This window comes from Micromonospora sp. NBC_01740 (assembly GCF_035920365.1).
In the GTDB taxonomy this organism is placed as follows: Bacteria; Actinomycetota; Actinomycetes; order Mycobacteriales; family Micromonosporaceae; genus Micromonospora; species Micromonospora reichwaldensis.
The window spans coordinates 6,009,191-6,032,959 of the sequence record NZ_CP109150.1 but is presented as its reverse complement, the minus strand read 5'-3'; the positions used below and the strand labels follow the sequence as shown (position 1 = coordinate 6,032,959).

The following is a 23,769-nucleotide window of genomic DNA, read 5'->3' as shown; positions in this document are numbered from 1 at the left end:
TCCGGTGCGGCGTCAGCCGGTCGCGGCGTGCTCGTCCATCCAACGCCGCAACGATGCGGGCCGCATGTCCGTCCACACCTCGTCGATGTGGGCGAGGCACTCGGCGCGTGTCCCGGTGGTGCCCTCGCGCCGCCAGCCGGCGGGCACCTCCCGGTCGTCCCACCAGATCGAGAACTGTTCCTCGTCGTTCACGACCACGGCGTACGTCCGGGTGTCGTCGTCCTCAGCGCTCATCGGACCCCCTTCGCCGGGAAGGATTTCAGCCACGTCGATTCCGTGTCAAGGATCGGTCGATCTTCCGACGTCACGCGGAGGTGGGCCGTACGGCCGGCTCGGAATCCTCTGTGGACGGCGGTGGCGGCGCGTCGGCGCCGGCGCCGGTCCGCGGCGTCCGGGCGACCCAGCCGACGGCCGGGCCGGCGGCCAGCGCGCAGCCCACGAAGATCGCCGCGACGACCCACCAGCCCCAGCCGCCGGTCTGGATCGCGAGGAGGGTCAGGCCGACCGGCGCGAAGATGTCCGCCGCCGAGCTGATCGTCTGCGCCGTGCCGAGATACACCCCGCGCGACGCGGCCGGCGGCACGTTGGTCTGGAAGAACCAGAGCGCCGCCGAGAACCACAACTCGGTGGTGGTCACCAGCACCACGACGCCGAGGAGCGCGACGACGGTCCACCCGCCGCCGGTCCGACCCGCGAACGCGGCCAGCGGGCAGGCGAGCGCGGTGACCAGGGCGCCCCGGCGGATCAGGCGGGCCGCGCCGGGAAGCGAGTCGGCGCCGCGCGCCGCCGGCACCTGCAACGTGATCACCAGCACCGTGTTGAGGGCCAGCATCGCGCCGAGCAGCGGCTTGGGGGCGTCGGTGTGGGTGATCGCCCAGAGCGGCAGGATCTCGACGAGGATCACCGAGTGGAACATCATGACGGCGAGGAGCACGGCGCTCGTCGCGTAGGGCAGGTCCTTCAGCACCGCCCACCGCGAGGCGGTGGCCGTCCGCTCGTGCCGCACGATCGGCGCGGCCGGGAGCCGGGTCACGAGGCCGGCGTTGAGCAGTGACAACGCGGAGTTGAGCAGCACCATGGCGACGAGCGCGGCGGCGGAGTCGAACGCCAGCGCCACCGCGCCGAGACCGGTGCCGACGGTGAACCCGGCGTTGAGGTACGAGCGGGCGTACGCCATCGTCCGCACCCGGTCCCCGGCCGGCATGGCGGCGGCGGTGTAGATGGTGCGCCCGGCGTTGGCGAACGAGTCGGTGACGGCGGCCACCACCATCAGCACCACGAAGCCCGCGAAGGACGTCACGAGCGGGTAGGCGGCGAACGTCAGCGCCGAGCCGAGCGCGCCGAGGGCCCAGGACCGCTGCCCGCCGATCCGGTCGGCGAGCGCGCCCAGCGGCAGCGAGGTGGCCACCCCGGCGAGGCCCGCGATCGAGAAGCCGATCCCGATCTGCACCGGGCTGAGCCCGAGGACCTCGGTGAAGAACACGATGCTGCCGGTGAGGAACGTGCCGCTGCCCACGGCGACCATGGCGGACTGGTACGCGATCGCCCGGGGCAGCCCGGGCGGCGGCAGGAGCCGGGACACGGCGAATCGGTGACCGTCCATGGTGCCGGTCAGGCTACCCGGGCGCCCATAGCCGCCTGCCCCGTAGCTGACCGAGACGGCAGTGTCACCTATGGTGGATGCTCATCGACACGGGGAGATCAATGATGTCTGTAAAGATGGCCGCCGCCGTGGCGGCCGGCCTCGGCTCGGTCGTGTTCTCGGTGGTCCCGGCGGTCGCCGCACCCAAGGTGCCGGACGTGACCGTGGACGTGACCAGCGAGCGCTTCATCCTGCCCAGCGACGGCTGGACCTCGGTGGATGCGGTGGCGCGCAACGCCGGCACCAAGGCCGCGGCGGGGGTCCGGCTGGTCTTCACCCTGCCCGAGCCCTTCCAGGTCGGGCAGATTGCCACGACCAGCGCATGGACCTGCGGCTTCGCCACACCCACCGTCACTTGTGACCTGGTGGATGACTTGGCCCCCGGGGCGTCGGCGCCCGCCGTCAACCTCACCGGATACCTCTACGGCGCGCCGACCGGCGTGCCGGTCGAGGCCGTCGCCACGGTGTCCACCACGACGTCCGAGCAGGCCGTCGGCAACAACACGGACACCAAGCAGTTCCAGATTGTCGGCAAGGGCACGCTCCGCGGCGTGATCTGGAACGATCTGGACGCCGACGGCATCCGGGAGGCGGGCGAGCCACTGGTCACCAACGTGGGGCTGAGCTTCTGGAGCGTCGACGACGACGACCAGTACGGCTTCTCCAACTCCTACAATGGCACCTACCGCTTCGACGTCCCGGCGAAGCACTACGTCGGCCGAGTCCAGCCGTACAAGAGCAGTTGGCGGTTCACCACGCCGAACGTCGGCGTCGACGACACCGTCGACTCGGACGTGGTGCAGGTCTCCGAAACCACCTACACCAGCAACGGTGAGACGGCGGTCCTGTCCGTGGTGGCGGGAGAGACCACCACGGTCGACATCGGAGTCGTGGCCAACAGCCCCACCTCGTGACCTGACTGGTGGGACGTCGTCCGCAGGACACCGGCAGCCGTACGCGTCCCGCGAGCCGGACCGGCGACGACGGTGATCCGTCACGGGACGGCGTCCCACCATCTCGGCACGTCGGTCAGCTCACCGGCCGGTGGTGCACTACCGGGAGCACCTTGCGGGCCCGACCCGCCGGTGACGCTGGCCGTCGCCATGGCCGTCCACCGGGGGCCGGGTACCGAGCGCGCTGCCGTCGACCGGTCAGCCGCGACGGACCCGTCACGCCGCGCCGTCCGCGCGCAGCACGAGCCGGTCGGTGGTCCTCTCCCCGATGTACGTCAGGTCGGCGTCCCACCCGAGGCCGGGCGCGGCGGGCACCTCGACGAGTCCGTCGGCGCTCACGATCGGGCGGGTGGTGACGTCACGGGCGTAGTACTTGTCGGAGCCGGAGACGTCCGAGGGGAGCGTGAAGCCGGCGAGCGCGCTCAGCGCGACGTTGGCGGCCCGGCCGATCCCGAACTCGTGCATGCCGCCGCACCACACCGGGACGCCGTGCTCGCGCGCGAGGTCGTGCGCCCGTACGGCGTGGGTCAGGCCACCCATCCGCGAGACCTTGACGTTGAGCACGCGTACGGCGCCCAGGCGCAGCGCGGTGACGAGGTCGTCCAGCTCCTCGACGGACTCGTCGAGACAGACGGGCGTGTCGATGCGTTCCTGCAGGGCGGCGTGCGCGACGAGTGCGCGCGGCGCGAACGGCTGCTCGATCATCAGCAGGCCCAGGCCGTCGAGTTCGGCCAGGACGGCCCGGTGTTCCGGGGTGTCCTCGTAGGCGCCGTTGGCGTCGACGTGCAGCGGCACGCTCGGATGTGCCGCGCGTACGGCCCGCACCGGGTCGACGTCCCAGCCGGGCGCGATCTTGAGCTTGATCCTGCGGTAGCCCTCGTCGACGCGCAGCCGCACCTGCGCGAGGAGGTCGTCGACGGTGGGTTCGATCCCCAGCGACACCCCCGCCTCGACGCTGCCGCGCGTGCCGCCCAGCGCGTGCGCGAGGGAGCTGCCCTCGGCGGCCGACCACAGGGCCCAGGCGGCGATGTCGAAGCCGGCGCGGGCGAAGTGGTTGCCCCGGACCCGGCCGAGCGTCGCGGCCAGGTCCGCCGGGTGCTCCCAGTCGGTACGCAGGACCAGCGGCGCGAGGTGGTCGCGGGCGACCGCCCAGCAGCTCTCGACGGTCTCGGCGCAGTAGAACGGGCCGCTCGGCGACGCGATCTCGCCCCACCCGACGGCGCCGTCGGTGTCGGTGAGCGCGACCAGGATGTGCTCCAGCTCCCGTTTGGCGTGGGAGCTGGTCTGGAACCGGTGCACGAGCGGCAGCCGTACCCGGCGTAGCTCCACCGCCTCGATCCGCCTCACACCGTCACCTCGCCGTGCCGCCGGTACCCGGCCGGCTCGTGGGCGGCCCCTCCGCCTCGCCTGCGGTCGGTCACGTTTCCTCCTGGTAGAGATCGAGTTCGGCGGCGAGGGCGTCGCGCTCGCGCAGGCGGCGGCCGGCCCCCTTCGAGCTGGCGATGGTCAGGGTGGCGAGCAGGTGCAGCGCGAGCACCACGGAGGTGGGGGAGTTCGCGTAGGAGGCGCTGTCGGTGCCGATGACGATGCGGACGGCGGCGGTCTCGGCCAGCGGCGCGTCCTCGGCGTCGGTGACGAGGACCAGTTGGCCGCCGTGGCGGACGTAGGCGGAGGCGACGTCGATGGTCTCGCGCCGGTAGCGCGCCATGCAGACGGCTACGAGCAGGTCGCCCTGGCGGATGTCGCTGAGCATGTCGAGGGGCCGCAGTGCCGCGCCGTCGACGAGGTGGACGCCGGAGAGCCCGGCGCTGAGGTCGGCGGCGAGCAGGGACGCGAAGCCGAGCGACTTGCCGTGGCCGAGCAGGTACCGCCGGCGGGCCGACACGATGAGCGCCGCGGCCCGCTCGATGGCGTCCTGCTCGGCGGCCCACGCCAGCGCCTTGGCGAACTCGGTGCGCTGCTGCTCCAGGACCCGCTGCTTGAGCACCTGCGCGGACCTGCGCTGCACGTTGCGGTCGAAGCGCTCCGAGGGGGTCGATCTCTTCGTGGTCATGCCTCAATCCTGTGCGAACAGGTAGCTGACGCGGCCGGGGGTGTCCGCCCGCCGCGCGACGCCGACGAGCCGCCCGCCCGCCGCGAACCGGCCGGCCAGCTCCAGGCGCAGCCGCGCCCGGTCGTCGGGCCCCCGTGCGGCGGTACGGTCGTCGGCGGGCGAGTCGACGGCCGCGTGCCCGTGCCCCGGCGCCCAGGTGCTGCCCCCGGGACGGTCGAGGTCCCACCGGACCAGGACCCGGTCGCTGTCGCCGTCGTCGTAGAAGTCGGGCAGGAAGCGGATCCCGACGGCGCCCAGCACGTTCAGGTTGAAGTGGACGTTGCGCAGCGCGTACGGGTCGAAGGTCCACCGCATCGTGTGCACGCCCACGCGCCGTGCGGCCTCGGCCTGGGCGTGCTTGAGCAGGCGGCCGACGCCGCGCCCCTGCGCCCGCGCGTCGACGACGGCCGCCTGCGAGTAGTGGTAGAGCTCGCCGTGTTCGACGCCGGTGAAGCCGTAACAGAAACCGACGAGGGAGCCGTCCTCGTCGAACGCACCGACCGCGGTCCCTGCGTTCTCGCCCAGCGCGGCCAGGAGGCGGGGGCTGACGGCGTGCTCGGGGCCCTCGTAACCGAAGACGCTCCGGTAGAGCGCCGATGCCGCCGTCCACTCGGCGAGCCCGGCGAGGTCACGCGCCACGATCCCCTGCGTGTCAGCGGTCATCGGCCACTCCCTTGCGATGATAGCGATCGTATGTTGCCCATGCTGCCGTTGATCGCGCCCGTTGACAAGGCGTTCGAGTGAAACATATGGTCCGCATATGTCGTCCTCAGGATCCAGCGCCGCGCTCGATGCGCTGCACCGCTACACGCTGCACGAGTCGCCGACCGGTGACCGGCGGGCGCTGGCCGCGCTGGCCGACGTGCTCGACGCCGACGCCGCCCGCGCCGGCTTCGACACCGCCCGGGTGCCGCACCCGAGCGGCGACCATCTGGTCTGGACCCTCCCGGCGCGAGGGGTCCCGGGCGACCCGGTGCTGCTGCTGACCCACTACGACACCGTCTGGCCGGTCGGCACGCTGTCCGGCATGCCGTGGTCCGTCGAGGGGGACGTCGTCCGCGGCCCGGGCGTCTACGACACCAAGGCCGGGATCGTCGCACTGCTCGCGGCGGCGGCACGCGTCGAGCGGCAGGGCACCCAGCACCCCGAGATCCGGGTCCTCGTCGTCGCCGACGAGGAGATCGGCTCGCCCACCGCCACCGGGCTGGTCCGGGCCGAGGCGGCCCGGGCCCGCGCGGTGCTCGGCCTGGAACCGCCGCACCCCGGTGGCGACCTCAAGACCGGCCGGCGCGGCAGCACCCGGGTCCGCATCGAGGTCACCGGGATCGAGGCGCACGCCGCGCTCGACCCGGACGCCGGCGTCAACGCCATCGACGAACTCGTCGACCAACTCGTGCGGGTCCGCGCACTCGTGCAGGGCCGGCCGGTCCTGCTCAACACCGGCACCATCGCCGGCGGGGGGCGGACCAACGTGGTGGCCGGCGCGGCCCACGTCGAGCTGGGACTGCGCTTCACCGACCCGGACGACGAGGACGCCGTCCTCGCCGGCCTGCGGTCGCTGCGTCCGGTACGCGACCGCGCCCGGCTCGACGCCCGACTGCTCTCGCACCGGCCCACCTGGCGGCCAAACGAGGCGGGGCAGCACCTGCTCGACCGGATCGTGGGCGTCGCCGCCGGCCTCGGTCAACGCCTCGCCGGTCGACCGGCGGACGGTGCCGCCGACACCAACACGACGGGTGCGCTCGGCCGCCCCACCGTCGACGGGCTCGCCCCGCCCGGGGGCGGCGCACACGCCCGGCAGGAGTGGGTCTCGGCGGCCGGCATCGACGCGCGCAGCGACCTGCTGGCAGCGCTGTTCACCGGCCTCCACACCTCGGCCGCGTCCCGTGGAGACGGCGCCTGACCCGGGCGCGCGCCCCCGGCAGCCGTGACGGCTGGCCCGGCCCGTGCCGCCGTGCGACGGTCAGTGCGGCCCGGCGTACCGCCGCGCAGGTCAGTGCGACCCGGCCCGCCGCGCGCGGACCAGCGCGACCAGGCCCACGGCGATCAGCGCCAGCCCGAGCGCTCCGGCCGCCAGGAGGTAGGTCCGCACGGCGCCGGCGCGGCCGGTCCCGTCGCCGGCGGCGTGGGCCGTCGGCCCGGGCGTGCTGGGCGGCGCGGGGGACCCGACGGCCGCCGGCAGCGGGTAGCGCCGGACCACGGGCATCGTCCCCGGCGGCTGGTCGGCGGTCTCGGACGCGGTGAGCAGGGAGCGCCCGTCGCGGCTGTAGGTGACCGACTCGCCCTGCGGTTCGTCCGGCAGCGCGACGATCCGTGGCGTCCCGCCGGTCAACGCGGTGACCACGTCGCCGTCGGTCACGTCGAACTCGTACGCGTCCGCGTAGGTGCGCAGGACGATCCGACGCCCGTCCGGTGCGGTGGCGGCGCCGGTGACCGCCGTGCGACCGAGCGCCCCGAACGGGTTGCTCGTCGTGGAGGCCGGCAGCCGGACCTGTCCCACCTTCACCAGCGGTGTCGTCGCACCCGGGCGCGGGGCGGCGCCCGGGGCGTACAGGTTGGCCGAGTACTTGGAGACGACCACCGGCCGGTCGTCGCCGGTCACGAGCAGGGCCTCCGCGTCGTGCGGGCCGTCCGGATAGGCCATGCGGTACAGGACCGGCCGGTCGGCCCCCGGCGGGAGCTTCCACACCGCGATCGTCTGCCGGGACCGGTCGTTGTCCCCGATGTCGGCCACCCAGACTGTGCCGTCGGCACCGACGGCGAGGTCCTCGGTGTCGCGCGGCCGGGACGGATAGGACACGGTCCGCACGACGGCGCACCGGTCGTCCAGGAAGAAGATGCGGCGGCGGGCCTCGTCGTCCGCGCCGTCGTTGATCATGACGAAGCCGCCGTCCGTCGCGGCCATGCCGGAGATCTCGCTCAGCCGGCCGCCACGCACCTCGCACACCGGCGTCCCGGGGGCCGCAGCGGGTGTCGGGTCGGCCACGGCCACACCTGGAGCCGTCGCGACGGCGAGGACGACGACCGTCCCCGCCGCGCCCCGCAGCCTCCGGGGCCCGTTGCCTCGTCGCCTCACCCGCATTCCCTTCAGTGCCGGTCCGCCCCGTCCAGCGGCGGACCGGCGCGGTTCGCGAACGGCGGTCCACCCCTGCCGGCCCGGGCGCCCCGCCGGGCGCCATGACCGGCTGTCGTCCGTCCGGCTCCGGTGCGTGGCCGGCTCCACGTGAGCGGCGTCCGGGCGCGTGACCAGGGGATGAGTGTATGACCCGGGGGCGCGGCCCCGGTCACGGCCCGCCGTGCCGGCGACCCGGCCCGCCGCCGCGACCGGAGCCGATGGCGCCGCCGTCCGCCCGCACCCGCCCGGATGGGGGCGGGATCCGCCCGGCACCGGCGGCGTACGCTGCCGCGATGACCGCACCGGCCCGCATCCTCGTCTACGGGGTGTACGGCGCCGGCAAGTCCACCTTGGCGGAGCGGCTGGCCGAGCGGCTCGGGTCACCGTGGCACCCGGTCGACGACCTGCTGTGGCAGCCGGGCTGGGTGGAGGTGCCGGTCGCGGAGCAGCGCAGCCGGATCGAGGCGGTCTGTCGCCGCGACCGCTGGATCCTCGACGGGGCGTACCACGGGTGGCGCGACGTGGTGCTGGCGCGCGCCGACCTGGTCGTCGGCCTGGACTATCCGCGCTGGCTCTCCTTCTGGCGGCTGCTGCGGCGTACCGCCCACCGGCTGGTCAGCGGCGAGGAGATCTGCAACGGCAACCGCGAGTCGCTGCGTAGCGTGCTGTCCCGGGAGTCGATCCTGGTGTGGCACGTCACCGCGTTCGGCCGGGCCCGGCGGCGGATGCGCGCCTGGCAGGCCGATCCGGCCGGGCCACCGGTGCTGCTGTTCCGCTCCCCGGCGGAGCTGGAGCGCTGGCTGTCCGAACTCACCTGACGATGAGGACCCGCTCCGGCAAGTCCGGCAAGCCCGGCACGACCGTCGGAACCGGGGGGACTCCGGCTGACCTGGCGTCGGCGCCGCTGGCCCGGTGCGGCGTACGGATGGACGGACGCCATTGCCTCGGTCACGGTGATCACCTAGGTTTCACACGATCGCACCCAGCCGCACCGAGCACTCCCCGGCTCTGGCCAGGCAGCGAGACAGCACCGATCGCGCCGCTCAGTGACTTAGGAGCTCACCTGTGGCACAGCATCCCTCCCGAAGAACGTTCCCCTCCCGTCGGCGAACACCGGCCCGTCTGGTCGCGGCGGTGGCGGCGAGCACCATGCTGCTCGCCGCGGCCCCCGTGTCCGCTGCCGCGGCGCCCTCCAGCGCGCCGCTGCCGGCCACCCGGCAGGCGCCCGAGGCGCCGCCCCGCCCGGCGTCCGGCCTGCCGCAACCCAAGAGCGGGCTCTGGCTGGTGCAGTTGGACAAGCCGTCGTTGATGGCCGCCACCCGGGGCACCGGGGCGCGCGCCGGCAGGACCGACGCCCGGTCCGCGGCCAGCACCCCCTACGCCAGGGAACTGGCGCAGCGGCAGGACACCGTGGTGGACGAGATGGAGGCCGTCCTGGGGCGCTCCGTGCGGGTCGCCCACACCTACCGGAACGTGGTCAACGGACTGGCGGTGGCGCTCAGCGCGGACGAGGCGGCGCAGCTGTCCGGCCTGCCGGGGGTCAGGGCGGTCGTACCCGACGAGATCCTGGAACTGACGACCGACACCAGCAACGCGCTGATCCAGTCGCCCGCGGTGTGGGAGGGCCGGACGGCGGAGAACGTCGGGACCCGTGGCGAGGGCGCCATCGTCGGGATCCTGGACTCCGGCATCAACCCCGACCACCCGTCGTTCGCGGCCGTGGACGGTGACGGCTACCGGCACACCAACCCGTACGGCGCGGGCAGGTACGTCGGCGTCTGCGCCCCGAGCCACCCCCAGCACAAGGCGATCTGCAACGACAAGCTGATCGGCGCCTGGTCGATGGTCGGCACCGACGCCCGGGACGACAACGGCCACGGCAGCCACACCGCCTCGACCGCCGCCGGCAACCGGCACGAGGCGACCATGACCGTCGGCACCAGCACGCACAAGCTCACCGTCTCCGGGGTCGCGCCGCGGGCCAACGTCATCTCCTACAAGGTCTGCATGGCCATCGGCTGCCTCTCCTCGGCGACGATCGCGGCGGTGGACCAGGCGATCGCCGACGGCGTGGACGTCCTCAACTACTCGATCTCGGGTCGCGACGACCCCTGGAAGGACCTCGTCGACCAGGCGTTCCTGGAGGCGTACTCGGCCGGCATCTTCGTCGCCGCCTCCGCCGGCAACAGCGGCCCGGGCGCCAGCACCGTCGCGAAGACCGCGCCGTGGAACATGTCCGTCGCCGCGGTCAGCCACGAGCGGGTCATCGCCCACCGGCTCGACGTGACGGGCCCGACGCCCGTCCCGGCCGCGCTCACCGGCATCGCCGCCGTGATCGGGGAAGGCTCGCCGAACCCGCCCATCGAGGGTGCGATCCGGTACTCCGGCGCCGTCGACGCGGACAACGTGCAGGCCTGCCTTCCGTTCCCGGCAGCGGCGTTCAGCGGCAGGGTCGCCCTGCTGCCCCGGGGCGGCTGCGACTTCTCCGTGAAGGTCAAGAACGCCACCGCCGCCGGCGCGACCGGAGTGGTCGTGCACAACCAGTACAGCGGTCCGCCGATCACGATGGGCGCGCTCGCCGGGACCACCATCCCGGCCGTGATGGTCTCCCTCGCCGACGGGCAGCGGCTGCGCGACCACGCGGCGGCCACCGACGGCCCCGTCACCGTGCGCGTCGACCCCGGCAGCGAGGTGCTGCGCGACGGCGACTGGACCGACGTCGTGGCCGACTTCAGCTCGCGCGGACCCAGCAAGTTCGACATGCTCGCGCCCACCGTGGCCGCCCCGGGCCGCAACATCCTCGCCGCCACCATGGCGACGAAGGACAACCCGGCCCCGTACGCCTTCATGCAGGGCACGTCCATGTCGTCGCCGCACGTCGCCGGTGCCGGCGCGCTGCTGGCGGCGCTGCACCCCGACTGGTCGCCGACGCGGATCCGCTCCGCGCTGGCGGTCACCGCGGACCGCGACGGCGTCGTCAAGGAGGACGGCCGCACGTCGGCCGACGCGTTCGACATGGGCTCCGGCCGGATCAACCTGGCCCAGGCCGCCCGGACCGGCATCGTGCTCGACGAGACCGCCGCGAACTTCGTCGCGGCCAACCCCGACGCCGGTGGCGACCCGCAGACGCTGAACCTGCCGGCCGTGGTCGAGCACCACTGCCTCAAGGTCTGCACCTTCACCCGGACGGTGTCCAGCGTGGCCAGGGTGGCCGCGACCTACCAGGCGACGCCGCAGGCCCCGGCCGGCGCGCGGATCACGGTCGCGCCGACGCAGTTCACCCTGGCGCCCGGCGCCAGCCAGGAGCTGACCATCACCCTGGACGTCACCGGGACCCCCCGCAAGAACTGGCTCTTCGGTGCGATCGACCTGACCACCGACGCCCGGCACGCGCCGGACGGGCAGCCGATCGCCCAGGCGCACTTCCCGGTCGCCGTCCTTCCCGCGGCCCCGGACCTGACCGTGGACAAGACCGCGCTCAGCTCCAGCATGGACGTCGCGCAGAACGAGACCCACACGGTCAAGGTGGGCAACGCCGGCGGTGCCGAACTCACCTGGCGGGCGACCGGCGACAGCGACGACTGCGACTGGCCGACCTGGGTCAAGGTGACCCCGGCGCAGGGCACACTGGGTGCGTTCAAGAGCCAGGACATCCAGATCACCCTCGACTCGACCGGCCTGGACGACGGCGGCGTGTTCAAGGCGAACCTGTGCCTGGCCAGCAACGACCAGGACCAGCCGACGACGACGATCGCGCTGGAACTGACGGTGGTGCCGGTACCGAAGATCGAGGTGGCGCCCAAGTCGATCTCCGCGCGGCAGCCGGCCGGGCTGGTCACCAGCCAGAAGTTCGCGGTACGCAACGCCGGGCACGGCGTGCTGGACTGGCGGCTGGACGACCCGGACGCCGGGCCGGACGACGAGCGGATCCGGCTCCTGCGTAACGGTGTCCTGCTGATCCCGAACTCGGCAAGCGCCACCCGTGGGGTGATGGCGTTCGATCCGCAGACCGGAAAGCAGATCGACCCGCAGTTCATCCCGCACTTCAAGTTCGACCCGACCAGCAACCTCTACACACCGTTCCAGGTCATCGCCAAGCCGGACGGCAGCGGCTTCCTCATGTCCGACCAGCTGAACTCGGTGATCACCGAACACGCCCTGGACGGCAGCTTCCGGCGGATCTTCGCGCCCGCCGGCGGCGTGGACGACCCGAAGATCATGACCAACACCCGGGGTATCGCGCTCTCGCCGCGCGGCACCGTGCTGGTGACGGTCGCGTCCCAGAGCAACGCCAACTCGGTGGTCGAGTTCGACGCCGACGGCAAGTACCTGGGCACGTTCGTCGCGCCGGGGACCGATGGGCTGAAGGGACCGTGGGGCATCCTGTTCCGCGGCGACGACATGCTCGTCTCGGGCAGCGACAGCGACGCCATCCACAGTTTCAAGAAGGACGGCTCCGCCGCCAACGCCCGCTTCTTCGAGGGGCTGAGCTGGCCCGGCCAGCTCGCGGAGATGCCGAACGGCAACGTGCTCGCGGCGAGCTGGGGCAGCGGCTCCGCCCCCGGGGTCTGGGAGATGGACCGCGACGGCAAGCTGATCGGCGTCTACACGCCGCCCGGCGGCAGCGGTTACCAGGGTGTCCACCCGCTCGGTAACGGCAACATCCTGACCACCAGCTCCAAGGGGGTCCACGAGATCGACCGCTCCGGCCGCCTGGTCGAGGTCGAGAACGACAAGGGCGCGGCCCGGTTCATCACCCACGTCCGGCTGCCCGACCTGCAGCCGTGCGTGACGCCCGACGAGGTGCCGTGGCTGACGGCGTCGCGGACGTCGGCCGGCACCGGCGCCGGCAAGTTCACCGAGGTGACGCTCTCGATGGACAGCACCGGCCTGGCCGCCGGTACGTACCGGGCCCAGCTCTGCGTCACCAGCGACGATCCGTCGAACCGGCTCTCGACGCTGCCCGTGACGCTCGAGGTCACCGACCAGACCTGCGGCCAGGTCGTCAGCGGTGAGCGTCGGGGTCCGCTGCCGGTCAACGGCGGGGTGACCTGCCTCGCGCCGGGTGCCACGGTGTTCGGGCCGGTCAACGTCGCGAAGGGCGCGGGCCTGATCGCGCTCGGCGCCAGCGTCAGCGGCCCGGTGACCGCCACCGGGTCCACGGTGGTGGAGTTGACGGGCAGCACGGTCAACGGCCCGCTGTCGGTCACCGGCGTCACCGGTTCGGTGCTGATCAGCGGGACGCGGGTGACCGGTCCGGTCAGCGTGGTCGACAGCCGCACCGGCGGCACGCCGGTCGTGGTGTCGGGCAACCGGATCGACGGGCCGCTGCGGTGCGTCGGCAACCAGCCGCCACCGGTGGACAACGGGGTGGCCAACACGGTCGGCGGCCCGACGTCCGGCCAGTGCCGCGGGTGGTGAGCGGACCGTCCCACCCGGCCCGTCGGTGACGTGGCCAGGCCCGCCGGTGCGGTCGCGACGGCGACCGCACCGGCGGGCCGCCGTCCTTGCCGGCGGCGGCCCCTCCCCCCGGAAGCGCCGCGGCCTGACGCGCGGCCAGCGCCGACCCGGCCCCCGCGCGTACGCCCGGGTGCGGGAGATCCCGCGCGGTGAGTACCCGGGCTCACGTCCCGCGGCCCCGGCTCCGCGACGCTGTACGGCATGACCTCGTCGACACCCGCCGCCCGGTCCCGGTACGCCCTCGTGCTCCTGACGGTGGTCTGGGTGGTGGCGTGCCTGGCGCTGCTGTGGTGGTTGTTCACGATCGGCATGGAGGGCTGGGCCGACCACCACTCGAACGGTGGCGGGCGCTCGGCGGAATTCGGGCGCCGCTCGGCCCGGGCGCTGCTGTTGCTGGCGGCGACGGCAGCGGGCGGGCCGGCCGTCATCGCGCTGGTGGCGTTCGGCTGCCGGTACCGCCGCACCGGGCTGGTCTACCTGCTCCTCGCCGTCGTGGCCGCGGCGGCGCTGGCGCCGGCGGTCGCGGATGCCGCGCGCACCCTCCGGCCGCCGGCCGCGCCGCTCCCGGCGCCGACGACCTGCCAGGAGCACAGCGGCGGTGACAGCCGCTGCCCGGGCGGCTGAGCGACCCGGTGGTGCGATTGCGGACCGTCGCCCGTGGCCCGGCGCCGTGGCGGAGCGGACGGTCGACAGATTTATTCGTGGCTATGTATTGTCACTGGCCCGACCGGCGTACCGATCCAGCAGGGAGCACGCGATGGACCATCTCGACCAACCCGGATGCTGCGGCGACGGCCCGGCGGTCGCCGGTATCGACCGCCGCGCGGTGCTGCTCGGCGCCGCCCTCGGCGCGGGCGCCCTGGCCGGGCTGGCCGTTCCCGGCCGCGCGTACGCCGCGCCCGCCATCTACAACCCCTTCTCCGGGTATCCCGTCACCGGCACCTGGCAGGAGCACCTGAACCGGGGTTCGCTCGGCGGCGTCGACTTCGGCATGCCGGTCGGCACCCGCCTGCCCGCCTGCGGCGCGGGCACCATCCAGAACATCCCGTACAACGGCACGGGGGGGCACACGGTCACCATCCAGCACGCGGACGGGTACCGCAGCCAGTACATGCACCTGTCGCAGTTCCTGCTCGGCAACGGCGCGGCCGTGTCCAGCGGCACCGTCGTCGGCCTCTCCGGCGGCGCGGCCGGCGCGCCGGGCTCGGGCTCGTCGACCGGGCCGCACGTCCACTGGCACATGATCAATCCGGCCGGCGTACGCATCAACCCGCTGGCCTACATCGGGCAGAACCCCGCACCCGGGCGACTGCCCAAGACCTCCACCGAGCAGGACGGCATCCCCGGCACCATCTTCTACCAGCGCATGCAGAACTGGCTGCGGCTCACCGCGGGATACACCGGCCCCATCGACGGCGCGCCCGGGCCGGGCACCTACGCCGCCCTCCAGCGGGCCATGCGGGCCTACGGCTACACCGGACCGATCGACGGACAGCCCGGCCCGAACACCTGGCGCGCCGTGCAGCGTCTCGCGTCCGGCCACGGCTACACCGGCCCGATCGACGGGGTCATGGGGCCCAACTCGTGGCGCGGCTTCGCCCGCTTCCTCAACCAGGACAGGTGGGACTGACCGCGACAGCCCCGCCGCACCCGCCGCACGGGCGGCGGCGCGGCGCGGGCCGGACGCGACGAGGGCCGTCCCCCGGTGTTGCGGGGGACGGCCCTCGTCGGCGGACGAGCGCGTCAGGTGACCGAGGCGGGGAACCTCTCCCACACCCGGTGGGCGGCCAGCAGCTGCTGCACGGCGGTGAGGACCTCGGCGCCGGAGCCGCCCGTGACGACGCCGGGCGTGCCGGCGACCCCCGCCTGCCGCAGCACTTCGACGCCGGCGCCCCACGCGCCGATCGCCTTGGCGTGCCGCCAGCACTCGTCGACCAGCAGCAGCACCCGCGGATCCACGGCGGCGGAGCCCGCCGCGCCGGCCTTGGCGTCGCGCGCCGGCGACGCGTCCGGCGCGGGCGCCGGCGCCCCGGCCAGCAGGAGCACGTCGAACTCGACCGAGCGGCCGGTGGCGAAGGTCCGCTGCACGGGCAGGCCGCCCACCAGGCCGCCGTGCGGGGCGACGAGGAGCGGCACCATGCCGGCCGCGAAGACCGCCCGGCGTACCTCGTCGACATCGTCGAGCCCGGCGGTGGGGTCGACGACGATGCCCATGGTGCGGCCGTCGGCCGGCCACTGCCTGCCCACCTGCGACAGCGCGGGGCTGGGCGCGGGGTCGACGAGCGGCACGGTCGGCTCCGGCGCGGGCAGACCCAGCCCGGTGGCGACCTCCGCGCACAGCACCGGGTCGATGTTGGCGAGGCACTGGAGCTGGCGTTCCCGGATCGCCTGGTGGAAGCACTTGCCCAGCTCGAAGGTGTAGGCGCGGACGATGTGCTCCTTCTCGACCGGCGACATGCTCAGCCAGAACAGGCGGACCTGGCTGTAGTGGTCGTCGAACGAGGCCGGGTTGGCGCGTACCTTGGGCGCCTCCGTCACCGTCACCGGCACGTCGACGAACGCGCCGTCGGTGTCCCCGGCCGGGAAGGGGTTGCCGCCGTCGAGCGAGTTCGGCCGGTACGGTGCGACCCCGGCGTGGACGGCCTGCTGGTGGAAGCCGTCGCGCAGCATGTCGTTGACCGGGGCGTGCGGGCGGTTGATCGGGACCTGCGAGAAGTTCGGCCCGCCCAGCCGGGTGAGCTGCGTGTCGACGTACGAGAACAGCCGGCCCTGCAACAGCGGGTCGTTCGTGACGTCGATGCCCGGCGGCAGGTGGCCGACATGGAAGGCGACCTGTTCGGTCTCGGCGAAGAAGTTCGTCGGCGTCCGGTTGAGCGTCAGCTTCCCGACCGGCTGCACCGGTGCCAGCTCCTCCGGCACGATCTTCGTCGGGTCGAGCAGGTCGATCCCGGCGAAGGTCTCCTCGGGGGTGTCGGGGAACACCTGGAGGCCCAGCTCCCACTCCGGGAAGGCGCCGGCCTCGATGGCGTCGTAGAGGTCCCGGCGGTGGAAGTCCGGGTCCACGCCGCCGAGCAACTGCGCCTCCTCCCAGGTCAGGGAGTGCACGCCCAGCTTGGGCTTCCAGTGGAACTTCGCCAGCGCCGTCTCGCCGGCGGCGTTGACGAGCCGGAACGTGTGGACGCCGAAGCCCTCCATCATCCGGTACGAGCGCGGGATGCCCCGGTCGGACATGTTCCACATGGTGTGGTGCTGCGCCTCGGTGTGCAGGGAGACGAAGTCCCAGAAGGTGTCGTGCGCGCTCTGCGCCTGCGGGATCTCCCGGTCGGGGTGCGGCTTGCCGGCGTGAATGATGTCGGGGAACTTGATGGCGTCCTGGATGAAGAAGACCGGCATGTTGTTGGCGACCAGGTCGAAGGTGCCCTCGTCGGTGTAGAACTTCGTCGCGAAGCCGCGGGTGTCGCGGACCGTGTCGGCCGAGCCGCGCGAACCGAGGACGGTGGAGAACCGTACGAAGACGTTGGTCGTCCTGCCCTTCGCCAGGAAGCCGGCCTTCGTCACGCCCTCGGCCTTGCCGTAGGCCTCGAAGACGCCGTGCGCGCCGGCCCCACGCGCGTGCACGACGCGCTCGGGAATGCGCTCGTGGTCGAAGTGGGTGATCTTCTCGCGCAGGTGGTGGTCCTGCAGCAGGACCGGACCGCGCGGCCCGGCCTTCAGCGAGTGGTCCGTGTCGCGCAGCCGCGCCCCCTGCGACGTCGTGAGGAAGGCGCCCTGCTGACCGTTCGCCGTCGTCGGCGCGCCGGTCGCCGCGCCGGTCGGCGTACGGGTCTCCGGGGCGCCCTGTTCCTTCTTGGGCGGCAGCGGATCGTGTGGCGTCGTCGGCTCCTCGACGGTTGGCGGGGCGCTGCCCGGCGCGCCGGGCACGTCCGAGGTCAGCGCGTCGGCCACCTTCCCGGCTGCGGCCTCCACCACGTCCTTGACCGCCTTGGCGGGCTTGCTGGCATCCATCTGGCGAGTTCCTCCACGAAAACGGTGTTGAGCAGGCGTCCTGGCCCGTACCCCGAGGCGGGCGGCGGAAACGGGGACGCGCCGGCGGCCCGCCGGCTCGCGTATCGTCCGCCCGTGAGCGCCGAACTAATCGACGACTTCGTGCGGGCGGACCGCGACCGTGCCCTGGGCACGTACGGCATCCACGTCCACCGCGAGGGCCACCCGCCCGTGGAGCACCGCTTCCGGTCCGACGACCGGGTGAACCTGTACTCCGTCGCCAAGACGTTCACGTCCGTGGCCGTGGGGCTGGCCGAGGCGGAGGGGCGGCTGAGCCTCGACGACCGCCTCCTGGACCACCTGCCCGAGCTGCGGCCGATCGCCGCCGACGGGCTCGGTGCCGTCACGCTCCGGCAGTTGCTGACGATGACCAGCGGCACCAGCCACCGCTGGTTCGCCGACGAGCGGATCATCGCCGCCGACCTGCTCCACGAGATCGTCGCCGCGCCGCTCGCCGCCGCGCCGGGGACCCGCTTCGCGTACACGGGTTCGGGTCCGTACGCCCTCGGCCGGGTGATCGCCCGGGTCGGATGACGGGGGAGCGGGTCGACACGAACGCCGTCACGTACGGCGAGCCGTACACCCACGGATACGGGTTGGGCGTGTGGCTCGACCGGGCCGACACGTACCGGTTGGACGGCCGCTACGGCCAGTACGTGGTGGTCAGCCCCGCGCGCCGGGCCGCCGTCACGGTGACCGCGCACGCGGAGCGCGACGAGGAACTGCTCACCGCGATCCACGAGCTCGTCGTCGCGCGGTGCTGACGCGCCGGTGCCGTCCACCCGGCGGGCGGACGGCACCGGCCGTGGTGGTCAGCAGCGTGGCACGCCGGGAATGAAGCCGTCGTGGCCGGTCAGGACGTACGCGTCGGAGACGTACCGGTTGGTGCCGATCCGGTCCCAGACGTTGCTCGTGCCGTAGGGGCCGGTCACCGTGGTGCCGACGGCCTGGCAGTAGATGCTGACGTTCGCGCCGTCGGCGACGGAACCCACGACGGCGTAGCCGGTGCCGGGCCCGGAGCGCACGTTGAGGCTCACCCCCTCGGTGTTCACCGTGCCGGAGCCGACGCCGGTCTGCTGGTTCACCAGCTGCATGTAGTACGACCAGTTCCAGTTCGGGCCCGGGTCGGTGTGGGTGGCCCCGGGGACCTCGTGGTGGCCGATGATGTGCGCCCGGGTCTTGGGGATGCCGTACTTGTTGGCGAGGCTGCGGGTGAGCGTCGCGGAAGCCCGGTACATCGCGTCGGTGAACCAGGCCGCGTTGTCGACGTACCCCTCGTGCTCGATGCCGATGGACTGGGTGTTGTAGGTCCAGTTGCCGGCGTGCCAGGCGATGTCCTTCTCCCGCACCGACTGGGTGACCGCCCCGTCTGAGGAGCGGAACGTGTAGTGCGCGCTGGCCTGGGCGGCCGGGTTCTGGAACCAGCTGATCGAGCCGGCGTAGCTGCCCTGCGTCACGTGGATGACGATGTACCTGACGGAGTGGCTGGTGGGTCGGCTGGCCACCGTGTAGTTGCTGGTGCTCGCCGGCGCCCACGCGGCCGGCCCGTAGTCGGTGCTGAGGATCCCGACCCCGTCCGACGCGTCACCGGGCAGGTCACGCTCCGGGGCCACCTGGCGGCCGGGGACCTTCGCCACCCCGGCGTGGCCGGTGTCGAAGCCGGCGCCGAGCAGGTCGTAGACGGCGTCCGCGTAGAGGCGGGCGAGCGCCGGGCTGGCCGCGCCGCCGTAGCGGGCGACCGCGGCGTACCACTCGTCGACGTCGTCGCGCTCGGCCGCGGTCAGGCCGGCCTGGTCCGCGTAGGAGCGCAGAACGGCGGCCGCGCCGGCGATGTTCGCGGCGGCGTCGGCGCGCAGCGCGGCACGGCTGAGCCCGGTCAGCGTGGCCGCCTCGTCCAGGGTGCGCAGCTTGGGGTTGCTGGCCAGGTGCATCATGCCGTAGCCGCCCGCCGCGCTGGGTGCGCCGCCGTGCCCGTCCAGGCGGGTCTCGGCGTAGCCGAGGGCGACGAGCAGGTCGCGGGGGACGTCGTACCGGCCGGCGGCGGTGTCGAAGGCGGTGGCCAGCCGGGCAGCCGCCGGTGGGGCCCCCTCCGGGGCGGCCGACACCGGCGCGGCGGCCAGGGCTGATTCGGCAGTCAGGATCAGGGTCGCGGCCAGCATGGCGCTGAGCAGCCCACGCCTGCGTCGCGCGGCGAGTCGAGCAGTCATCTGCACCCCTCACAATATTCGCCAATGTCGATGAGGATCGGCGGGTGGCGGTAACGTACACCGCGACGGACGGCGATGTAAATGCCTTCCGTGGCGGTGCGGCGGGGTGGCGGAAACCTTCAATCCGGGTAGGCCGGGCGCCTCCGGTGGAACTGCGGCGCCGGGTGGACGGGCGGGAAGCAGTCGGCCCCGACCGGGGCGGGGTAGGGCCTGGCGGGTCCGGTGCCCGCACCGGTATGCTCCCCGCCGATGACGACTTCCTCTCTCACCAGATCGGAGGCCCGGTTCTCGCAAGGTGAGTGCTGATGCACTCCCGAGCCGCGAGTCCGGACCTTCGTCCGTCCTTCTGGCCGCACGTGCGCGAGTTCGCCGTGCCGCCGTCCATGATCGAGGTTGCCACCGCCCGTCGGGCCGTCGGGGACTGGGCCGGGGCGTGCGCCGCCGCCCGCGTCGACGCCGACGTCGACCTGCGCTCCGTGGCCCGTACCCACGGTCGGGAACTCGCCGACCGGCTCCGCGCCGACCTTCGCCACCTGGCTCCCGACCTGCTGCGCTGGCATCTACCGAGGATCGCGCCCGACGGGCTGCTGCGCCCCGGCCTGACCATTGCGCTGGCCCGCTACGACCGGGGCGGACGCCCCGCCGACGCGGTGCACCTCGTCATCCGGACGCCACCGGCCTGGGCCGACGCCGGTCAGCGGTTCAGCCTGGCGCTGTGGGACGGGTCCCGCTCCGGCTCCGGGCCGTGTCGCCATCCGCACCCGCACCCCGACCGCCGGTTCCGCCTCGACCTGCACCGCCACCTGTGGGACGCGCGGCGGGCCGGTGAGCTGCGCGTCCGGTCGGGGGCGGACCGGCCGCCCGAGGACGGCCCCTGCGCCGTCCTACCGGAACCGCTGGCGACGGCCGGGCGACGGCGGGGCTGGGCGGTGCAGCGGTGGTCCGCCGAGGCAGCCATCCTGCTGCGCGCCGAGGGGCGGGCCGCTGGCCCGGTCGTCGTACGGGTCGGGGCGCGCCGCCACCTGCTGCTGGAGGTGGCGGCGGCCGGAGACGGTCCCGGCCCGCCCGAGGTGCGGACCGTATCGTCGCCCTCGCTAAGCCGCGTCGGGACGCGCGGGTCCACGCCGGTGTTGCCCGACGCCGCGACCTGGGTGTCGCCGGACCTGGAACTGCTCCGCACCGGGTCGATCGACGCCGGCCGGCTGCATCCGCTGGTCGCGTCGGCCCTGGCACCCGGCCACCCGGCGGGGACCGCGCCCCGGACGACGGACCGGGCGGGACAGCCGGGCCGGGTGCGGTGCCGGGGAGCCTGGCACCGGATCGGCCTGGCCGACGGGACGCTCGTCGCGCTGGACCACGACCCGGCCGAGGTGCGCCGGGAGGAACTCCTGGCCGCGTTGACCGGCACCCCGCTGCCCTGCCTCCAGGCGATCGACGAGGCGCACCGCCACCCGGAGTGCCTCCCCGAGGTCCGGGCCCGCCTGGACCACGGCGACACCGCCGGCGCGCTCGCCGTCGTCGAGGCCCTGCTCGGACCCGACGCGCGGGTGCGCGACGGGGCGCTGCGCAACGAACTCGAGACGGCCGCACTGCGGCGGGTCACGTACGGGCTGTTCCGGGCGGGACTGGCCGGGACCGGCCCCGGCCCCGCCGCCGCCGAGCGTCGCCGTACCCGCGACCGCCGCTCGCGTCCGCGCCACGGAATCGCCCGCTGACCGAGGGCCTTGGCCCCGCACCACCTCGCTCTTCCACCCGCCACGAGAAACCACAGGTGATCACCATGCCCCTTGCCGTCGACCGGACCCCCGACCCGCAGCTCGCCGTCGCCGCCGAGCTGCTCTCCCTGTTGCGCGACACCACCACCGAACCCCGATCCGACACGCAGCTGGAGGCACTGACCCTGGCCGTGGCCGCCGACCTGCCCGTGCTGTTGTGGGGTGAACCGGGGATCGGCAAGACCGCTGCCCTGACACAGCTCGCCGAGGCGCTGGACCTGCCGCTGACGACCGTCGTCGCCAGCGTCCACGAGCCGTCCGACTTCTCGGGGTTGCCGATCGTCGGCGACGACCCGGCGACGCAGGGCGTCCCGATGGCGCCGCCGGACTGGGCCGTACGCCTCGTCCGCGCCGGCCGCGGGCTGCTGTTCCTGGACGAGCTGTCCACCGCCCCGCCGGCCGTCCAGGCCGCCCTGCTCCGCCTCGTGCTCGAGCGACGGGTGGGCGCGCTGCGGCTGCCGCCCGGGATCCGGATCGTGGCCGCCGCGAACCCCCGCTCCTCGGCGGCCGACGGCTGGGAGCTGAGCCCACCCCTGGCCAACCGCTTCGTCCATCTCCAGTGGGTCCACGACCACGAGGTCGTGGTGCGCGGCCTGGGCGGGACCTGGCCCCGGACCGCGCTGCCCCGGCTGTGCCCCGACAGGTTGCCGGAGGCCGTCACCTTCGCCCGGCGCGCGGTGTGCGGGCTGCTGTCGGCCCGCCCCGCGCTCGTGCACCGGCTGCCCGGCAACGAGACCCGCCGGGGCGGCCCGTGGCCCTCGCCCCGTAGCTGGGAGATGACCCTGCGCCTGATCGCCTTCGCGACCGCGGCGGGCACCTCCCGGGAGGTGCTCTCGATGCTGGTGCGGGGCACGGTGGGCGACGGCCCGGGGCTGGAACTGCTCGCCAGCATGGACCGGATGGACCTCCCCGACCCCGAGACGTTGTTGGCCGACCCGGCGGCTGCGGTACTGCCCGAGCGGGGCGACCTGCGGCAGACCGTGCTGGACGGCGTGGTGGAGGCCGTCCGCGGGCGCCCGGAGAGGGGGCGCTGGGACGCCGCGTGGGCGCTGCTGGTCCGGGCGCTGGAAACCGGCCCGCCGGACCTGGTGGTCGTTCCCGCGAGCACGCTCGCCGCCCTGCGCCGCGAGGACTGGGACGTGCCGGCGGCGATCGAACGGCTCGCCGGGGCGGTGTCGGTGTCCCGGCGAGCCGACCAGGCCCGGCTCGCCGCCGCGGGGAGCGGCCGGTGAGCCCGGGTCCGGGGACGCTGGACCGTGAGAAGCTCTTCGCCGCCCGGCTGCACGCCGTCCGGGTCCGGCCCTACCTGGCGTCGGCGCTGTTCGCCCTGCACCTGGTGGAGTCCCGCCGGGTGCCGACGATGGCGGTGGACCGGCAATGGCGGTGCTACGTCTCCCCGGTGTTCGTGGACCGGACCCCGGTCGAGGAGCTCGCCGGGGTGTGGGTGCACGAGGTCTCGCACCTGCTCCGCGACCACCACGGGCGCAGTGACCGGGTCGCGCGGGAACGGGGACTGACCGGGCCGGGGGAGCGGCTACGGATGAACATCGCCGCCGACTGCGAGATCAACGACGACGTGTTCGGCGACGGGTTGACCCGGCCCGACGGCGTCGTGGACCCGGCGACGCTGGGGCTGCCCGAGGGGGAGCTGATGGAGGACTACCTGCGACAGTTCCGGCTCGGGCCGCGTACGCAGGGGCTGGTCTGGCTGGACTGCGGCAGCGGCGCCGACGGGGCGGAGCGGGAGTGGGACCTGGGGCCGGACGGCGCGCAGGGCCTCAGCGCGCAGGAACGCGACGCGGTGCGGTTCCGGGTGGCGGAGGGCATCTCCGGGCGTCCCGGGGACGTCCCGCAGGGCTGGCGGAGGTGGGCGGAGGAGGCGTTCCACCCGCCCCAGCCGTGGCGGGACCTGCTGGGGGCGGCGATCCGCTCGGCGGCCTCCGGCGCGGGCGCGGGCGAGGACTACACGTACGGCCGGCCGGCGCGGCGGTCCGCCGGGGTTCCCGGCGTCGTCCTGCCCAGCCTGCGGCGCAGGCCCCCTCGGGTCTGCGTGGTCGTCGACACCTCCGGGTCCGTCAGCGACGCCGAACTGGGCAGCGCGCTGCTCGAGGTCGCGGCGATCTCCCGCGCCGTGGGCGGCCGGCGTGACCTGGTCACCGTGCTGTCCTGCGACGCGGCGGCCCGGACCGTGCACCCGCTGTGCCGCGCCGAGGAGATCCCCTTGGTGGGCGGGGGCGGGACGGACCTGCGTACGGGCTTCGCCCGGGCGTTGCGGACCCGGCCCCGCCCGGACGTCGTCGTGGTCCTGACCGACGGGCAGACGCCCTGGCCGGCCGCGCAGCCGCCCTGCCGCACGGTGGTCGGGCTGTTTCCCCGCCGGCACACGTACTCCGGATCGTGGAACGAGGACGATCCCGACTACGTGCCGGACGCGCCACCCGAATGGGCGCGGGTGGTGGTCATCGGGTAGGCACGCACGCC

The 23,769-nt window shown here is 74.0% G+C and carries 19 protein-coding genes; 11 read left to right on the top strand and 8 right to left on the bottom strand.

What is annotated here, in order from left to right; all coding sequences use genetic code 11:
* Positions 1-12 precede the first annotated feature (12 nt).
* Together OG989_RS26485 and OG989_RS26480 are read right to left on the bottom strand one after the other, a co-directional pair.
* Positions 13-234 (bottom strand): MbtH family protein, encoded by a 222-nt coding sequence (locus OG989_RS26485; protein WP_132240715.1) that lies wholly within the window; start codon positions 232-234, stop codon positions 13-15.
* A gap of 70 nt (positions 235-304) precedes the next feature.
* Positions 305-1,603, bottom strand: a complete 1,299-nt coding sequence (locus tag OG989_RS26480; RefSeq protein WP_327028821.1) for an MFS transporter — start codon at positions 1,601-1,603, stop codon at positions 305-307.
* A gap of 77 nt (positions 1,604-1,680) precedes the next feature.
* On the opposite strand from OG989_RS26480, the gene OG989_RS26475 reads away from it, so the two are divergent.
* The gene (locus tag OG989_RS26475; RefSeq protein ID WP_327028819.1) at positions 1,681-2,556 is read left to right on the top strand and encodes an SdrD B-like domain-containing protein; all 876 of its coding nucleotides are present in this window, start codon (positions 1,681-1,683) and stop codon (positions 2,554-2,556) included.
* 255 nt (positions 2,557-2,811) lie between these two features.
* Here the strand turns inward: OG989_RS26475 and menC are convergent, their stop codons facing one another.
* The 3 genes from menC to OG989_RS26460 form a co-directional block, all read right to left on the bottom strand.
* On the bottom strand, positions 2,812-3,942 hold the full coding sequence (menC, locus tag OG989_RS26470) for an o-succinylbenzoate synthase (RefSeq protein ID WP_151453840.1): 1,131 nt from the start codon (positions 3,940-3,942) through the stop codon (positions 2,812-2,814).
* Between the two features lie 70 nt (positions 3,943-4,012).
* Positions 4,013-4,648, bottom strand: coding sequence for a MurR/RpiR family transcriptional regulator (locus OG989_RS26465; protein ID WP_151453841.1), 636 nt, complete (start codon positions 4,646-4,648; stop codon positions 4,013-4,015).
* A gap of 3 nt (positions 4,649-4,651) precedes the next feature.
* Positions 4,652-5,350 (bottom strand): GNAT family N-acetyltransferase, encoded by a 699-nt coding sequence (locus OG989_RS26460; RefSeq protein WP_151453842.1) that lies wholly within the window; start codon positions 5,348-5,350, stop codon positions 4,652-4,654.
* A 97-nt stretch (positions 5,351-5,447) separates the two neighbouring features.
* Here OG989_RS26460 and OG989_RS26455 point away from each other — a divergent pair, with 97 nt between their 5' ends.
* On the top strand, positions 5,448-6,590 hold the full coding sequence (locus OG989_RS26455; RefSeq protein ID WP_151453843.1) for a M20/M25/M40 family metallo-hydrolase: 1,143 nt from the start codon (positions 5,448-5,450) through the stop codon (positions 6,588-6,590).
* A 90-nt stretch (positions 6,591-6,680) separates the two neighbouring features.
* On the opposite strand, the gene OG989_RS26450 is transcribed toward OG989_RS26455, so the two are convergent.
* The gene (locus OG989_RS26450) at positions 6,681-7,673 is read right to left on the bottom strand and encodes a hypothetical protein (RefSeq protein ID WP_327028818.1); all 993 of its coding nucleotides are present in this window, start codon (positions 7,671-7,673) and stop codon (positions 6,681-6,683) included.
* Between the two features lie 422 nt (positions 7,674-8,095).
* On the opposite strand from OG989_RS26450, the gene OG989_RS26445 reads away from it, so the two are divergent.
* The 4 genes from OG989_RS26445 (at position 8,096) to OG989_RS26430 (ending at position 14,892) form a co-directional block, all read left to right on the top strand.
* Positions 8,096-8,620 carry an adenylate kinase gene (locus OG989_RS26445; RefSeq protein WP_151453844.1) on the top strand — a complete coding sequence of 175 codons (525 nt, stop codon included), beginning with the start codon at positions 8,096-8,098 and terminating at the stop codon, positions 8,618-8,620.
* 316 nt (positions 8,621-8,936) lie between these two features.
* Entirely contained in the window at positions 8,937-13,223 is a 4,287-nt protein-coding gene (locus OG989_RS26440) for a S8 family serine peptidase (RefSeq protein ID WP_327028817.1), read from the top strand.
* A 240-nt stretch (positions 13,224-13,463) separates the two neighbouring features.
* On the top strand, positions 13,464-13,886 hold the full coding sequence (locus OG989_RS26435; RefSeq protein ID WP_151453846.1) for a DUF6234 family protein: 423 nt from the start codon (positions 13,464-13,466) through the stop codon (positions 13,884-13,886).
* Between the two features lie 133 nt (positions 13,887-14,019).
* Positions 14,020-14,892, top strand: a complete 873-nt coding sequence (locus OG989_RS26430) for a peptidoglycan DD-metalloendopeptidase family protein (RefSeq protein ID WP_151453847.1) — start codon at positions 14,020-14,022, stop codon at positions 14,890-14,892.
* A 113-nt stretch (positions 14,893-15,005) separates the two neighbouring features.
* On the opposite strand, the gene OG989_RS26425 is transcribed toward OG989_RS26430, so the two are convergent.
* Complete coding sequence (locus OG989_RS26425; RefSeq protein WP_327028816.1) at positions 15,006-17,267, bottom strand: catalase; 2,262 nt, start codon at positions 17,265-17,267, stop codon at positions 15,006-15,008.
* 114 nt (positions 17,268-17,381) lie between these two features.
* Between OG989_RS26425 and OG989_RS26420 the strand changes: the two genes are divergently transcribed.
* Together OG989_RS26420 and OG989_RS26415 are read left to right on the top strand one after the other, a co-directional pair.
* Complete coding sequence (locus tag OG989_RS26420) at positions 17,382-17,840, top strand: serine hydrolase domain-containing protein (RefSeq protein ID WP_327028815.1); 459 nt, start codon at positions 17,382-17,384, stop codon at positions 17,838-17,840.
* On the top strand, positions 17,837-18,070 hold the full coding sequence (locus tag OG989_RS26415; RefSeq protein WP_225852098.1) for a hypothetical protein: 234 nt from the start codon (positions 17,837-17,839) through the stop codon (positions 18,068-18,070). Before OG989_RS26420 ends, OG989_RS26415 begins: the two co-directional genes overlap by 4 nt.
* Before the next feature lie 48 nt (positions 18,071-18,118).
* On the opposite strand, the gene OG989_RS26410 is transcribed toward OG989_RS26415, so the two are convergent.
* Positions 18,119-19,513, bottom strand: coding sequence for an N-acetylmuramoyl-L-alanine amidase (locus tag OG989_RS26410; RefSeq protein WP_225852099.1), 1,395 nt, complete (start codon positions 19,511-19,513; stop codon positions 18,119-18,121).
* Between the two features lie 305 nt (positions 19,514-19,818).
* Here OG989_RS26410 and OG989_RS26405 point away from each other — a divergent pair, with 305 nt between their 5' ends.
* From OG989_RS26405 to OG989_RS26395, 3 genes are all read left to right on the top strand, one after another.
* Positions 19,819-21,228, top strand: a complete 1,410-nt coding sequence (locus OG989_RS26405) for a hypothetical protein (RefSeq protein WP_327028814.1) — start codon at positions 19,819-19,821, stop codon at positions 21,226-21,228.
* Between the two features lie 65 nt (positions 21,229-21,293).
* Positions 21,294-22,520, top strand: a complete 1,227-nt coding sequence (locus OG989_RS26400; protein WP_442791885.1) for an AAA family ATPase — start codon at positions 21,294-21,296, stop codon at positions 22,518-22,520.
* On the top strand, positions 22,517-23,758 hold the full coding sequence (locus OG989_RS26395) for a vWA domain-containing protein (RefSeq protein WP_327028812.1): 1,242 nt from the start codon (positions 22,517-22,519) through the stop codon (positions 23,756-23,758). Before OG989_RS26400 ends, OG989_RS26395 begins: the two co-directional genes overlap by 4 nt.
* Positions 23,759-23,769: the final 11 nt, after the last annotated feature.